This window comes from Bradyrhizobium sp. BR 1433 (genome assembly GCF_051547665.1).
Taxonomy (GTDB): Bacteria; Pseudomonadota; Alphaproteobacteria; order Rhizobiales; family Xanthobacteraceae; genus Bradyrhizobium; species Bradyrhizobium australafricanum.
This window is the reverse complement of sequence record NZ_JBPUGG010000001.1, coordinates 3,478,079-3,491,887: the sequence shown is the minus strand read 5'-3', so window position 1 is coordinate 3,491,887 and position 13,809 is coordinate 3,478,079. Positions and strand designations below refer to the sequence as shown.

12 protein-coding genes and 1 pseudogene are annotated in these 13,809 nt (G+C 61.2%); all 13 read left to right on the top strand.

The genetic code is table 11. The features are described 5' to 3' along the window. Window positions 1–510: 510 nt before the first annotated feature. The 13 genes and pseudogenes from ACSKB9_RS17125 (at window position 511) to hypE (ending at window position 13,514) form a co-directional block, all read left to right on the top strand. The gene (locus ACSKB9_RS17125; protein ID WP_438074400.1) at window positions 511–1,611 is read left to right on the top strand and encodes a hydrogenase small subunit; all 1,101 of its coding nucleotides are present in this window, start codon (window positions 511–513) and stop codon (window positions 1,609–1,611) included. 8 nt (window positions 1,612–1,619) lie between these two features. Then, window positions 1,620–3,409: pseudogene (locus ACSKB9_RS17120) on the top strand (nickel-dependent hydrogenase large subunit). 10 nt (window positions 3,410–3,419) lie between these two features. Next, entirely contained in the window at window positions 3,420–4,151 is a 732-nt protein-coding gene (gene cybH / locus ACSKB9_RS17115; protein WP_438074398.1) for a Ni/Fe-hydrogenase, b-type cytochrome subunit, read from the top strand. Window positions 4,152–4,163: 12 nt separating this feature from the next. After that, window positions 4,164–4,748: a HyaD/HybD family hydrogenase maturation endopeptidase gene (locus ACSKB9_RS17110; protein WP_438080270.1), complete on the top strand. Its 585-nt coding sequence runs from the start codon at window positions 4,164–4,166 to the stop codon at window positions 4,746–4,748. A 30-nt stretch (window positions 4,749–4,778) separates the two neighbouring features. After that, window positions 4,779–5,069 (top strand): HypC/HybG/HupF family hydrogenase formation chaperone, encoded by a 291-nt coding sequence (locus tag ACSKB9_RS17105; RefSeq protein ID WP_438080268.1) that lies wholly within the window; start codon window positions 4,779–4,781, stop codon window positions 5,067–5,069. A gap of 406 nt (window positions 5,070–5,475) precedes the next feature. Continuing rightward, the gene (locus tag ACSKB9_RS17100) at window positions 5,476–6,336 is read left to right on the top strand and encodes a hydrogenase expression/formation C-terminal domain-containing protein (protein ID WP_438080266.1); all 861 of its coding nucleotides are present in this window, start codon (window positions 5,476–5,478) and stop codon (window positions 6,334–6,336) included. Window positions 6,337–6,442: 106 nt separating this feature from the next. Further along, window positions 6,443–7,540 (top strand): nickel-dependent hydrogenase large subunit, encoded by a 1,098-nt coding sequence (locus ACSKB9_RS17095; RefSeq protein ID WP_438074396.1) that lies wholly within the window; start codon window positions 6,443–6,445, stop codon window positions 7,538–7,540. Continuing rightward, window positions 7,533–7,874: a hydrogenase maturation nickel metallochaperone HypA gene (gene hypA / locus ACSKB9_RS17090; RefSeq protein ID WP_411779403.1), complete on the top strand. Its 342-nt coding sequence runs from the start codon at window positions 7,533–7,535 to the stop codon at window positions 7,872–7,874. Before ACSKB9_RS17095 ends, hypA begins: the two co-directional genes overlap by 8 nt. Then, window positions 7,874–8,818 (top strand): hydrogenase nickel incorporation protein HypB, encoded by a 945-nt coding sequence (gene hypB, locus ACSKB9_RS17085; protein ID WP_438074394.1) that lies wholly within the window; start codon window positions 7,874–7,876, stop codon window positions 8,816–8,818. The genes hypA and hypB overlap by 1 nt, the downstream gene beginning before the upstream one ends. Beyond that, window positions 8,815–11,094, top strand: a complete 2,280-nt coding sequence (gene hypF, locus ACSKB9_RS17080; RefSeq protein ID WP_438074392.1) for a carbamoyltransferase HypF — start codon at window positions 8,815–8,817, stop codon at window positions 11,092–11,094. Before hypB ends, hypF begins: the two co-directional genes overlap by 4 nt. Window position 11,095: 1 nt before the next feature. Then, window positions 11,096–11,332, top strand: a complete 237-nt coding sequence (locus ACSKB9_RS17075) for a HypC/HybG/HupF family hydrogenase formation chaperone (protein ID WP_411779400.1) — start codon at window positions 11,096–11,098, stop codon at window positions 11,330–11,332. After that, entirely contained in the window at window positions 11,329–12,468 is a 1,140-nt protein-coding gene (gene hypD, locus ACSKB9_RS17070; RefSeq protein WP_438074390.1) for a hydrogenase formation protein HypD, read from the top strand. Before ACSKB9_RS17075 ends, hypD begins: the two co-directional genes overlap by 4 nt. Further along, a complete protein-coding gene (gene hypE / locus ACSKB9_RS17065; protein WP_438074388.1) occupies window positions 12,468–13,514 on the top strand; it encodes a hydrogenase expression/formation protein HypE in 1,047 nt (348 codons plus the stop codon). The genes hypD and hypE overlap by 1 nt, the downstream gene beginning before the upstream one ends. The last annotated feature ends 295 nt before the right edge of the window (window positions 13,515–13,809 follow it).

Genomic DNA, 13,809 nt, shown 5'->3' with positions numbered 1-13,809 from the left:
TTCAGCTGCAGCTTCTTGTTTCAGCAATCGGCGTGCCGCACGTGAAAGCATTGCTGGCCGCACCGAACGATCGACAAGTCAACCCTGCGCCCACGGGAGGCGGGATGATCATGTTGGTTGGTGCGGTTTCGCACATCGCGTTTCAAATCAGACACGAATGGCGGGAGGGATTGGACGGTCAATGGCGTCGTACAGGCCTTGAACATCTGCTCGAGCATGACGTGCCTTCCCGCGAGCTCACGACCGAGTGTCCGCCATGGATGCATTACCGGGGCATTCGTGCGTTTTGTGAGATCAATCCTTCGTGCAGGCGCTGGCGCAGGCGGCCAGCGCTGTCACCCGAATGCGAGGTTCAACGGTTTGCCGGCTCACGCTGGGCTCAGCAATCTCAACTTTGCAGCGGAACGGCTTCTATCTGTCAGACGGCCAGTGCGATTGGCCTGCTTCTTGCTATCCGAACGGGAGAAATTTGTCATAGCCGTCAACTGATCACGGATCACTGGAGGGCAGATGGGCACGGCACGCGAAACGTTCTACAATGTGATCAGACGTCAGGGTATCACGCGTCGCAGTTTCCTCAAATTCTGCAGTTTGACGGCCGTGAGCCTCGGGCTCGGCCCGCTCGCGGCGAGCGATATTGCCAACGCGCTCGAGACCAAGCCGCGTATGCCCGTGATCTGGATGCATGGGCTCGAATGCACCTGCTGCTCTGAAAGCTTTATCCGCTCGGCCCATCCGTTGGTCAAAGACGCGGTCCTGTCGATGATTTCGCTTGATTATGACGATACCATCATGGCGGCGGCAGGACACCAGGCCGAAGCTATTCTGGACGAGACCCGCGTCAAGTACAAAGGCCAGTATGTGCTTGCCGTCGAGGGGAATGCACCGTTGAACGAAGGCGGAATGTTTTGCATTGATGGCGGCAAGCCGTTCGTCGAAAAGCTCAGGTCGATGGCGGACGATTGCATGGCGATCATCGCTTGGGGCACTTGTGCGTCCTGGGGCTGCGTGCAGGCAGCCAAGCCCAACCCGACGAGGGCTGTGCCAATCGATAAGGTGATCACGAACAAGCCGATCATCAAAGTGCCCGGCTGCCCGCCGATCGCTGAGGTCATGACGGGCGTCGTGACCTTCATCACCACGTTTGGAAAACTTCCCGAGCTCGACCGCCAGGGGCGGCCAAAGATGTTCTATTCCCAGCGCATCCACGACAAGTGCTATCGGCGTGCCCATTTCGATGCCGGCCAATTCGTCGAGGAGTGGGACGACGAGGGTGCGCGTAAGGGCTATTGCCTCTACAAGATGGGCTGCAAGGGACCGACCAGCTACAACGCCTGCTCGACCGTTCGCTGGAACGGCGGCATTTCCTTCCCGATCCAGTCCGGTCACGGCTGCTTCGCCTGCGCCGAAGACGGCTTTTGGGACAGGGGCTCGACTTATGGCCACCTCACGACCATCAAGCAATTCGGCATCGAGAAGAACGCCGATCAAATCGGCATGGCGGCTGCCGGCGCGGTCGGTCTTACCGTCGCCGCGCATGCGGCGGTGACGGCCGCGAAGCGGCTCACCCGTAAAGGGGATGGTGCAGCTCAGGACAATCATCGGGGCTAGGGGGACAGGTGGGCGTGAAGACCCCCAATGGGTTCAAGCTCGATGGGTCCGGCAAGCGCGTTGTCGTCGATCCGCTAACTCGAATCGAGGGTCATCTGCGTGTCGAGGTCAACCTCGATTCGGACAATGTGATCCGCAATGCCGTCTCGAGCGGAACGATGTGGCGTGGCATCGAGACCATCCTGCGCGGCCGCGATCCACGCGACGCTTGGGCGTTTACCGAGCGGATTTGCGGGGTCTGCACCGGCACCCATGCGCTGACCTCCGTGCGCGCGGTCGAGAATGCGCTCGGCATCCCGATTCCGGAGAATGCCAACTCGATACGCAACATCATGCAGCTCTGCCTGCAGGTTCATGACCATCTCGTGCATTTTTATCACCTGCACGCGCTCGACTGGGTCGACGTGGTCTCAGCACTCAAGGCCGATCCCAAGGCGACCTCGAGATTGGCGCAGTCGGTCTCGTCCTGGCCGCTTTCATCACCCGGCTATTTCAAGGATCTGCAGATCAGGCTCACAAAGTTCTTCGATTCAGGGCAGCTCGGCCCGTTCAAGAATGCCTATTGGGGGCATCCGGCCTACAAGCTTACGCCGGAAGCGAACCTCATGGCTGTGGCGCATTATCTGGAAGCGCTCGATTTCCAGAAGGAAATCGTCAAGATCCACGCCGTCTATGGGGAAAGAACCCGCATCCGAACTGGCTGGTTGGCGGCGTGCCCTGCGCGATCAATGTCGATGGCACCGGTGCGGTGGGTGCGATCAACATGGAGCGGCTCAACCTGGTGTCCTCGATCATTGACCGTTCGATCGAGTTCGTCGAAAAGGTATATCTGCCCGATGTCGCGGCGATCGGCGCAGTCTACAAAGATTGGCTCTATGGCGGCGGTTTGTCGGCCAGGAGCGTGATGTCCTATGGCGACATCCCCGAAAACGCCAACGATTATTCCGCGACAAGTCTCAAACTGCCACGCGGCGTCATCCTCGATGGCAATCTTAAGGAGGTCTTGCCGATCGATCACGGTGATCCCGAGCAGATCCAGGAATTCGTTGCGCACTCCTGGTACAAATACGCCGACGATTCCAGCGGGCTGCATCCCTGGGATGGCGTCACCGAGCCGAATTTCCAGCTTGGACCCAACTTCAAGGGCACTAGGACCGACATCAGGCAGCTCGACGAGGGCGCCAAGTATTCCTGGATCAAGGCGCCGCGCTGGCGCGGAAACGCCGTCGAGGTAGGACCGCTGGCGCGATACATCATAGGTTATGCGCAAGGCAAGGCTGAATTCAGGGATCCGACCAACAGGCTGCTCAAGACACTCGATCTTCCTGTGACGGCGCTTTTCTCGACGCTCGGCCGCACCGCAGCGCGTGCGCTCGAATGTCAGTGGGCGGCGCATCAACTGCGCTATTTCCAGGACAAGCTGGTGGCTCACATCAAGGCGGGAGACACCTCAACGGCCAATACCAGCAAGTGGAAGCCGGAAAGCTGGCCGAGGATGGCCAAGGGATACGGCTTCACCGAGGCGCCGCGTGGCGCGCTCGGTCACTGGATCAAGATCAAGGACACCAAGATCGAGAACTACCAGTGCGTCGTGCCGACGACGTGGAACGGTTCGCCGCGCGATCCCAAGGGCAATATCGGCGCATTTGAAGCCGCGCTGATCGATACGCCGATGGCCGATCCAGAGCAGCCGCTGGAGATTTTGCGCACGATCCATTCCTTTGATCCGTGCTTGGCGTGCTCAACCCACGTGATGAGCTCCGACGGCCAGGAAATGGCTTCGGTCAAGGTTCGATAAGGAGGCCGCCATGCTGGACAAGATGCCGCAAACCGCTACCACCCGTATTGGCAACGATGCGGCAAGACGTGATCGCAGTGTCGAGCGTGATGTCGTCTACCTCTATGAAGAGCCGCTGCGGCTGTGGCATTGGGTCAATGCGGCAGCCATTCTGGTCTTGGGCATAACGGGCTACGTCATCGGAACCGGGATACCGTCAATGCCGGGAGAGGCAAGCGACAATTTCCTGTTCGGCTATCTCCGCTTTGCGCATTTTTCCGCAGGCTATGTCCTCGCAATCGGCTTCCTGCTGCGCATCTATTTGGCCTTGGTGGGAAACTCCCATGCGAGGCAGATCTTCTACGTCCCGATTTGGCGCAGGTGCTTTTGGAGCACGCTCTGGCACGCGGTGCGCTGGTACGCTTTCCTCGCGGCCGAGCCGAAGAAATATGTCGGGCACAATCCGGTAGCTCAGCTAGCAATGTTCTTCATGTTTACGCTGACGACCGTGTTCATGATCGTCACAGGCTTTGCACTTTATGCGCAGGGCTCTGGCAACGACAGCTGGCAGGACAAGCTGTTCGGCTGGGTGTTTGCGATCTGGCCGAACAGTCATGACGTCCATACCTGGCACCGTCTTGGCATGTGGGTCATCGTGTGCTTTGCGCTCCTCCACATCTACGCGGCGGTCTGGGAAGATATCATGTCACGCCGGAGCACCATCTCTCCAATCATTTCGGGCGAGCGCGAATTCCGCGATTGATTGAGGATGCCGATGCTGACCCCGCAGAACGCAAAACGTATCCTGGTGCTCGGCATCGGCAACATCCTGTGGGCCGACGAGGCATTCGGCGTGCGGGCGGTGGAAGAGTTCCACCGCCGCTACGCCGTCCCTGACAACGTCACCGTCCTCGATGGCGGTACGCAAGGGCTCTATTTGGTCAATTTTCTCGAGGAAGCCGATTGCCTGATCGTGTTCGATGCCATCGACTATGGACTTGCGCCCGGCCAGTTGAAGCTCGTGCGCGACGACGAGGTGCCGAGGTTCACCGCCGCCAAGAAAATCAGCCTGCATCAGACCGGCTTTCAGGACGTCTTAAGTGCGGCCGACCTGCTTGGCCGCTGCCCGCGAGAGCTTGCTCTCATTGGCTGTCAGCCGATGGATCTGGAGAATTGGGGTGGTCCGCTGACCGCTCCGGTGCGCACCCAGATTGCGCCTGCGATCGAATTGGCTTGCGAACTGTTGATCCAGTGGAGGGCGCCGGCAAGACTTCGAACCGCGCCGTTGCCTCCCTCGGAACGTTTGCTCGCGAACGATATCGACCATGCAAACTATGAGATGAGGGCGCGGCCGATCTAGCGGCTCGCAGGTTACGATGTGTTGGTTATGATGTGCCTTGGCCTGCCAATGACGATTATTGAGACCGACGGCATCTCGGCGCTGTGCGAGTATGGCAATGAAAAGCGGTTCGTCTCGGTCATGCTGCTCTCCAAGCCGCCGGTCGGCGCCAAGGTGCTGGTCCATATCGATACCGCGGTGCGGCTCCTGGAGGACGATGAGGCACAGCTGATCGCAGAGGCCCTCGACGGCCTCGATGCGGCCATCAATGGCCACGACTGCGACCGGTTCTTTGCGGATTTGATCGGTCACGAGCCGCAGCTGCCCGGGCACCTCCGCTAGCAGGCGTCGCTTGCCGTCCGGCCCACTTGCCATTGTTCGACTCGCCATTCATGGATAACAAGTCTCGCGCCGAAACAAGCTCGACGCCGAGGATCCCAAGCGGGGTTCTGCACTGCTGATCGGAGCAGAACGCAAAACTACGACAAAACCGTGATTGGCACACACCTTGCTAACACTCACCCGTGGACCACGACGATAGAAAGGAGCCTGATGAGCTTTCAGTCGGGAAAGCATGATTTGACACGGCGCGGTCCGTCCGAGGGTCGTGACCGCAAGCAACGACGCACGGGCCGGGATATGGAGAATTTGTACCGACCACATGTTCAGAATCATCGATCACCTGCGCGCCGGCGCGTCTGTCGTCAAGAATGCTCACTCCTCAGCCCGCACGAGCGAACGTCGCGTCATGAAAGCAGGCATTTCCCTTGCGCAAGGCGCCGAGCATCCGCTGAGCGTGTTCCCGACCGGCGCGGAAAGCCTCGAGGCAGGCCATAGCGGGCCGACGGTTGCTGCCGCGCCCGCCAAGCTCGCTTCGCTCGATGGCGTAGAGCTGGCAAGGAATTGTCCGAATGCCGTCGCACTGTTGTCAAACCTCGCCGCTGCCGTTGCCGGCCAGAAGAGCGCTGCACAAACGCAGCTGTTCAAGCTCGCGACTCTCAGCGATCTTGAGCGCAAGCTGATTGCCGACATACTTGGGACAGGCGAAATCGCCGGCGTCGCTGCGCTGCCAGATGGCTCTGTGGCACGGATCGAAGAATTGGTGCTTGCAGGAATTTGGCGCGTATGCATCGGCAGCGACCCGGCACAAGAATATATCGAAGTCGGCCGGGTACCGCAGATCGTGCGGCGCGCGGCAAGCGACCTGACCTCGACTAATCTTACGATCAATGCGGCCCCGGAAGGCGCGATGAACGTGCTACCGGTGCTCGCGGAAATCCGAGAACGGGCGCTGGCCTGGCGGCCCGGCATGTGCGCACATGTGATCAATTTCACGCTCCTGCCGATGAACCCGGTCGATCAGGCGTTTCTGCAGCAAAGCGTCGGCAACGGACCGATCCTGCTCACTTCGCGTGGCTACGGCACGTGCCGCGTGCATGCGACCGGCATCCGGAACGTCTGGTCGGTGCAGTTCTTCAATTCCACCGATAGCGTCATCCTGGATACGCTTGAGGTTGGCGGCGTGCCTATCGTTGCGCTGGCAGCCGATGAGGACTTCGAGGATTCCGCCGAACGCATGCAGGAAATCATCGAGGCTTACTTCGAATGACGAGCTTCGAGACTTTGTCCGCCCGGCAGAATCTCGGGCGACGCGCGCATGGGATGCGCATCAACTGGATCGTCTACGATCTGGCAGAGGGCACGAGGGGGCGCTCATGAGCCTCGCCGTTGGTAACAGAATAGAGGTCACCGTATCGCTCGCTGACGACACGATTGCAGCAGTCGAAATCCTGCCGCCCGTCCGGCCGCCACTGGCGCGGCTGTTCGCCGGAAGACGGGCCAGTTCGTTGCTCAATGCGCTGCCTCGGCTGTTTTCGTTGTGTGCTGCCGCGCATCAGGTGGCATTCCTGTCCGCGATCGAGGCGGCGCGCGGCGTAGGCGTCAACCTTGCGACGAGGCAGCATCGTACGACCAGGGTCGTTGCCGAGCGACTGGCGGAACTGCTCCGGGGCCTGTTTGTCGCCCATCTCGCGAAGGATGCCGCCAGTGCCGGCGCGATCCGCGCCCTGATGCAGGACGTATCAGCGCTTGTCGGCAGCGCAGAGGCCAGCTGCGGTCCCGTTCCACGCGAGGCATCGGCGCGTGTCGCGGCCGCGCTGACGGCTCTCGGCATATCAAATGAAGGTGGCGCGCCGACCTGCGGCAGCCCGCTCGCGCTTCGCATCGCCGCGCTCGACGAAGTCGTGTTGAAGCCCGTGCCGATGCAGCACTCGTTCCTGTCCGCTGCCGACGACCACGACATCATTGAACGGCTGCTCTCGAACGACGTGAGGGTTTGCCATTGCACCGACCTCGGACGCCCTATTCCCGAGACGGGTCCATGGGCGCGCCAAATGATGCGTGGCCGGCTTTCGCCGGGCCGGTCGGCCCCGGCTGAGCGGCTGAAGGCGAGAATCGCCGAAATCGTCGCTCTCTGCGCCTGGCTCAAAGCCGGTGCTCATATCGAGACAGCCAAGGATGGGATCGCCGAAAGCTACGGACTAGGACCGCGCCGTGGTGCGGCCGCGATCGAATGCGCCAGGGGACGTCTTTATCACGCGGTTGAGCTCGACCGTCAGGGGCAGATATCGCGCTTCGAATGTCTTACGCCGACCGAATGGAATTTTCACGCGCGCGGACCGCTGGTTCGCAGCCTGCAGGGCGCGGTGCTGATGGCCAGGCCGCAGGCACAGGTCGCCATCCGCAGGATGGTTGAATTGTTCAACCCTTGCGCCGGGTTCACCCTCAATTGTCGCGAAATCTGCGATGCATGAAATGGCGCTTTGCGAAGGCATCATCGAGATTGTTGAGGAGGAGGCGCGCCGGCGATCGTTCTCGAAGGTGAAGACCGTGTGTCTGGAGGTCGGAGCGCTGAGTTATGTTGCTCCGGAAGCGATGAAGCTCAGCTTTGCGGTCGTGGCTGCACGGACCATTGCCGAGGGCGCGGTTCTTAAGATCGTCGAGCAGCCTGGCCTCGCCTGGTGCATGGCCTGTTCGACAAGCGTCGAGATTGCCCGGCGCTGTGAGCCATGCCCCCGCTGCGGCAGCTACCAGCTGCAGGTGACTGCGGGTGAAGAGATGCGGGTCAAAGAGCTGGAGATCGACTGATGTGTAGCATATGCGGCTGTAGCGAAGGAGTGCCCTCCACCGAACGCACCCACGCGCAAGGTGCGCATGCCAATGGTCGTCGCCATGCAAATGGTCACGGTCACGACCTTGATCATGTGCATACCGGCCAGGACGTGCATCATTCTCACCGCCGTCATCATCGCCGCCATCATGATCACAACCACCAGCGGGCTCATGGCGGACGGGCGCTTTTGGATTGCGCGGCTGACCCGGCCGGCTTGACGGTTGCGGGCATGAGCAGCGAGCGGGTCATTCAGATCGGGCGCGACATCCTCGGCAGGAACGACGGGATCGCGGCCGACAACCGCGCCCGATTCCTGGCCGATGACATGCTTGTGTTCAATCTTGTTTCAAGTCCTGGCGCGGGAAAAACCTCGCTCCTCGTCCGCGCCGTCAGCGAGCTCAAGCGGAGCTGGCAGCTTGGGGTCATCGAGGGCGACCAGCAGACCTCAAACGATGCCGAGCGCATTCGCGCGACCGGCGTGCCTGCAATTCAGATCAATACCGGCAAGGGATGCCATCTCGATGCTGCGATGATCAGGGAGGCTTATCGCCGCTTGCCGCCACTCAGGCGCGGCATTCTCTTCATCGAGAATGTCGGCAATCTGGTTCGTCCCGCGGCGTTCGATCTCGGCGAAGTCTGCAAGATCGTGGTGCTCTCGACCACCGAGGGTGAAGACAAGCCACTCAAATATCCTGAAATGTTTGCAGCATCGTCGCTCATGCTGATCAACAAGATTGATCTGGCGCTCCTGGTCGACTTCGATTTGGGCCAGACCGTCGAGTATGCAAGACGCGTCAATCCAGCGATTGAAGTGCTGACGGTTTCAGCGCGCACCGGCGCCGGCTTTGCCGCGCTCTACGCCTGGATTGGGAAGCAAGCGGCAGATCAGACCCGTCCTGTCGCGGGCGCCACGCGATGAACGAGGCAATCGCCGGCTCGGGAACGCGTCTGCGCCTGCGCGTCAGCGGAGCCGTTCAAGGCGTCGGCTTTCGTCCGTATGTATATGGTCTCGCTGCTCGTTATGGGCTCGCCGGTTTTGTCGCCAACGATCCCGACGGCGTCATCATCGAGATCGAGGGTGCGGGACGTCCGAGTTCGTGGCCGCCTTGCAGCTCGAAAGGCCAGTATTGGCGCGCATCGACCAAATCTCGGTTCAGGAGATCGGCGCGCTTGGAGCCAAAGACTTTTCGATCCGCCGCAGCGAACAGGGCAGGTCGTTCGACGCGGATCATCGCCGATGCCGCGACATGCCAGCAATGTCTGGATGAGTTGTTCGATCCAACAAGCCGCTATTACCTCTATCCCTTCATCAACTGCTCCCATTGCGGCCCGCGCTACACCATTGTCGGACAGCTCCCGTATGATCGCGGCAACACTGCGATGAAGGCCTTCGCGATGTGTGCCGCCTGTGTGGCCGAATATGCCGATCCATTGAGCCGTCGTTTTCACGCGGAGGCAATCGCGTGCCCGATATGCGGCCCTCAGCTCAGCCATGGGATCGATGATATTGCCGCGGCGATCGCCGGCGGCCGGATCGTGGCGATCAAGGGGCTTGGAGGGTATCAGCTGCTTTGCGATGCAGCCAATCATGACGCGGTGCGGCGTTTGCGTAAGCGGAAGCAGCGCGACCAGAAGCCGTTCGCGGTCATGATCGGCTCCATAGAGCAGGCCAACGAGATTGCGGAGACCAACGCCGCCGAGCTCGCATTGCTGGAAACCGTAGCTCGCCCGATCGTTCTGCTGCGGTCGCGCAACCATCTTGCGCCCGCGATAGCCCCCGGCCTGTCGCGCCTCGGCGTCATGCTGCCCGTGGCGCCGCTGCATCACCTTATCTTCCATGCGCTCGGCTCGATTGGCGCAATGCGGAGGGATGGCGGTCCGGCCGTTGAGAGTGGTGGTCCGGTCATCGTCGCAACCAGCGCCAATCTCGCAGGCGAACCGCTTCCGATCAACAACGGCCAGGCGTTGCGGCGGCTTGCCGGCATCGCCGATCTTATTGTGACTCATGATCGCGATATCCTGACGCGTGCTGATGATTCCGTGGTGTCGGTCGTGGCCGGACGGCGCCAATTCATTCGCCGCGCCCGCGGCTATGTTCCCGAGCCGATCCGGCTTGCGAGGTCCGTGCCGCCCCTGCTCGCCGTCGGCGGCGCGCTGAAGTCGACTGTCACCGTTACGCGGGGTAACGAAGCATTTGTCTCCCAGCACATCGGCGATCTCGATACGGCTGAAGGTATTCGCGTTTTCGGGGAGACGGTCCGCCATCTCACCTCGACCCTCGACGTCATGCCTGTCGTCATGGCCCATGATCTACATCCCGACATGGCATCTACCCGCTTTGCCGAAGCAAGCGGCTGCGCTCTGATCGCTGTCCAGCACCATCACGCGCACGCCGCTGCCGTCATCGCAGAGCATTGTCTCACCGCGCCTACGCTCGCCCTTCTGCTCGACGGCCATGGCTATGGCTACGACGGCGGCAACTGGGGTGGCGAGCTCTTGTTGTGCGAGGGCGCCCGGTTTCGACGCATCGGGCACCTCGCACCCTTGCAAGTGCCTGGCGGGGATCGCGCGGCCCGCGAGCCCTGGCGGATGGCGAGCGCGATGCTTCAGATTTTGGGCCGGGGACATGAAATTGCGCGTCGCTTTGCGTCGCAGCCGCAGGCTGAGCATCTGCGGGCATTGCTCGATCGGCCTTGCGGGGCCACCACGACCAGCGCGGGCCGGCTGTTCGATGCAGCAGCGGCACTGCTCGGGGTTGCGACCCTGCAGAGCTATGAGGGTGAAGCCGCGATGAAGCTGGAGGCGCGGGTGCGGGAGACTGCGGTGCAAGAAGCGGGCTGGATGATCGATGATGGCGTTCTGTCATTTCGTCCGCTGTTTGCGCGCTTGGTTGCAAACGATATCGGCGCCACTGAGGGAGCCGAGCTGTTTCATGGCACGTTCGCCGCCGGCTGCGTTGATTGGGTCGCACGCTCTGCGCAGACAACTGGCGTCACAACCATCGTTCTGAGCGGTGGTTGCTTCCTGAACGCGGTGCTCGCAGACGAAATCCAGGGCGGCTGCATTGCGGCCGGCCTCACTGCGCTGTTGCCACGGCAGGTTCCACCTAACGATGGCGGCTTGAGCCTCGGCCAAGCGTGGATCGCCGCTCTTCAGACTGCTGAGCAGCCGCAAGCTCTGGAAGGAATAGTCTGATATGTGTCTATCGGTACCGGCTGAGGTCGCCGAACTCCTTCCCGGTGACATGGCCATCGTGTCCATCGATGGCGTCAGCTTGGAAATATCGATTGCGCTGATCGATGATCTCGCCGTGGGGGATTACGTCCTTGTCCATGTCGGCTACGCCCTGGCCAAAATCGACCCCGCGGAAGCCGAGCGTACGCTGGAGCTCCTGCAGGAACTTGGTAGCGTCGGGCAGGAGCTCGGGTCATGAAATATGCCGACGAATTTCGCGATAAGACCATTGCCCCGCGTCTCGCGCAGACGATCGGCATTGAGGCCAATCCACAACGGGCCTACCGGTTCATGGAGTTTTGCGGCGGCCACACGCATGCGATCGCCCGCTATGGCTTGGAGGACCTGCTCCCGGCGAATGTCCGCTTGATCCACGGCCCGGGCTGTCCGGTCTGTGTTCTGCCCACCAGCCGGATCGACATGGCGATCCGGTTAGTCGCCCGGCCGCAGGTCACTCTCTGTGTCTACGGCGACCTGATGCGAGTGCCCGGCACGCAAGGACAATCCCTGTTACGAGCCAGGGCGCTCGGCGCTGACGTTCGAATGGTCTATTCGACGCTCGATGCGATCCGGATCGCCGAGCGCGCGCCGGATCAGGAGGTGGTCTTTTTTGCCATTGGATTTGAGACCACGGCGCCTGCGACGGCAGTGATGACCCGGCTTGCGAAGAAGAAGCGGCTGAAGAATCTTAGCGTGTTCTGCAACCACGTGCTGACTTCCCCGGCGATGCAAAGCATTCTCGATAGTCCCGATATCCAGACTATCGGCCAGGCCGAAATCGACGGCTTTATCGGGCCTGCGCATGTCAGCACCATCATCGGTACGGAGCCTTACGGGCGTTTAGCCGACGCATTTGGCGAGCCGATCGTGATCGCGGGATTTGAGCCACTCGACGTGATGCAGGCCATCCTGATGCTGGTGCGGCAGGTGAATGACGGCCGATCCGAGGTGCAGAACCAATATAGCCGCGCGGTGAAGCGTGAAGGCAACCACCGCGCCATCGAAGAGATGTCTAACGTTTTCGAGCTCCGCGACCAGTTCGAATGGCGTGGGCTCGGGCTCATACCCGATAGTGGGCTGAAGCTGAAGCGAGCTTACGCCAAATTCGATGCCGAGAAGCGTTTCGTGATGCACGAACTGCCCGTTGCCGACAATCCGGCGTGTGAGTGCGGGGCCATCCTGCGCGGCGTGAAGAGGCCTGTCGACTGCACGCTATTTGGAACGGGTTGCACGCCGGAAACCCCCATAGGATCCTGCATGGTCTCATCGGAAGGCGCCTGCGCCGCGCACTGGACGTATGGCCGGGGCCGCGACCATCAGCTGCGGCGGGCGTGATGCGCGTGAGGTCCTATCAGCGCAAGCTCGATATCAAGAACGGATGCATCGACCTCTCCCACGGTTCCGGGGGTCGCGCCACGACGCAGCTGGTCCTCGGCCTGTTTCACGAAGCGTTCGGCAATGAATGGCTCGCCCGTTGCAACGATCAGTCGGCCTTCGGTGTCCGCTCGGGCAGGATGGTGATGACGACTGACAGCTATGTGGTTTCACCGCTGTTCTTTCCCGGCGGCAATATTGGGTCACTTGCGGTGCACGGCACAATCAACGATGTCGCAATGGCCGGTGCGCGCCCACTCTACCTAGCGGCAAGTTTCATCCTTGAAGAGGGCTTCCGACTCTTGGATCTGAAGGCGATTGCGGATTCGATGGGCGCAGCGGCGCGTGCCGCCGGCGTTCACATCATCACGGGTGACACCAAGGTCGTCGAGCGGGGCAAGGCGGATGGTCTGTTCATCTCGACGACGGGGGTTGGCGTTCTGGCCAACGGGCTCGAGCTGTCCGCCGAGAACGCACGGATCGGCGACCGGGTACTGGTTTCCGGCTGCCTCGGCGACCATGGGGTTGCGATCATGTCGCGACGCCATAACCTCGCTTTTCAGGTCGACATTGTCTCGGATTCCGCAGCTCTGCATGATCTCGTCGCCGTAATGGTTGCGGCCGGCGGCGCCAGCATCCGAGTGATGCGTGACCCCACGCGCGGCGGTCTTGCCGCAACGCTCAACGAGATTGCGCACCAATCGAGCCTTGGATTCCGCCTGCAGGAAGAGGCGATCCCGGTAAAGCCGGCCGTTACGGCTGCCTGCGAACTCCTTGGGCTTGATCCGCTCCATGTTGCCAACGAGGGCAAACTCGTTGCAATCGTGGCGGCAGATATGGCGGATGCCGTGCTTGCCGCCATGAAGGCCCATCCGCTCGGGTCCGATGCAGCTGATATCGGCGAAGCGGTCGCTGATCGTCATCATTTGGTGCAGATGTCGACCAGCTTTGGCGGCGGACGAATTGTCGACTGGTTGTCGGGCGAACAACTGCCCCGGATTTGTTGAAGGCGCCAGCGCCGGCACGAACGACTGGTTCGACTTCCGGGAAGTCTCAATTGCTCCCGCCTCTGGAGCAGGCGCAGGCGTGTCATCTTGAAATACCTAGTGTGCACGCCGCATCGCGCGACTTCGACCTGGCAACTGCGGCATGGTCCTTGTCCGCTTTGCGACATGGCCGACCAGCGTTGTTGTGCCTGCGACAGTGATGAAATGATGTGCAAACGCAGCAAGGTCAATTGGGCCGCACGGACCGATCCGACATGCAAGCGGCAATGGACTATCGAGGCCTCAGCGCCGCTCT

Excerpts from the sequence above, each read along its gene's own strand:
- ACSKB9_RS17095 (WP_438074396.1), top strand. The coding sequence starts at position 6,443 with ATGAGCCTCGCCGTTGGTAACAGAATAGAGGTCACCGTATCGCTCGCT.
- hypA (WP_411779403.1), top strand. The coding sequence starts at position 7,533 with ATGCATGAAATGGCGCTTTGCGAAGGCATCATCGAGATTGTTGAGGAG.
- ACSKB9_RS17125 (WP_438074400.1), top strand. The coding sequence starts at position 511 with ATGGGCACGGCACGCGAAACGTTCTACAATGTGATCAGACGTCAGGGT.
- ACSKB9_RS17110 (WP_438080270.1), top strand. The coding sequence starts at position 4,164 with ATGCTGACCCCGCAGAACGCAAAACGTATCCTGGTGCTCGGCATCGGC.
- cybH (WP_438074398.1), top strand. The coding sequence starts at position 3,420 with ATGCTGGACAAGATGCCGCAAACCGCTACCACCCGTATTGGCAACGAT.
- ACSKB9_RS17100 (WP_438080266.1), top strand. The coding sequence starts at position 5,476 with ATGAAAGCAGGCATTTCCCTTGCGCAAGGCGCCGAGCATCCGCTGAGC.
- hypF (WP_438074392.1), top strand. The coding sequence starts at position 8,815 with ATGAACGAGGCAATCGCCGGCTCGGGAACGCGTCTGCGCCTGCGCGTC.
- ACSKB9_RS17105 (WP_438080268.1), top strand. The coding sequence starts at position 4,779 with ATGTGCCTTGGCCTGCCAATGACGATTATTGAGACCGACGGCATCTCG.
- hypD (WP_438074390.1), top strand. The coding sequence starts at position 11,329 with ATGAAATATGCCGACGAATTTCGCGATAAGACCATTGCCCCGCGTCTC.
- hypE (WP_438074388.1), top strand. The coding sequence starts at position 12,468 with ATGCGCGTGAGGTCCTATCAGCGCAAGCTCGATATCAAGAACGGATGC.
- hypB (WP_438074394.1), top strand. The coding sequence starts at position 7,874 with ATGTGTAGCATATGCGGCTGTAGCGAAGGAGTGCCCTCCACCGAACGC.
- ACSKB9_RS17075 (WP_411779400.1), top strand. The coding sequence starts at position 11,096 with ATGTGTCTATCGGTACCGGCTGAGGTCGCCGAACTCCTTCCCGGTGAC.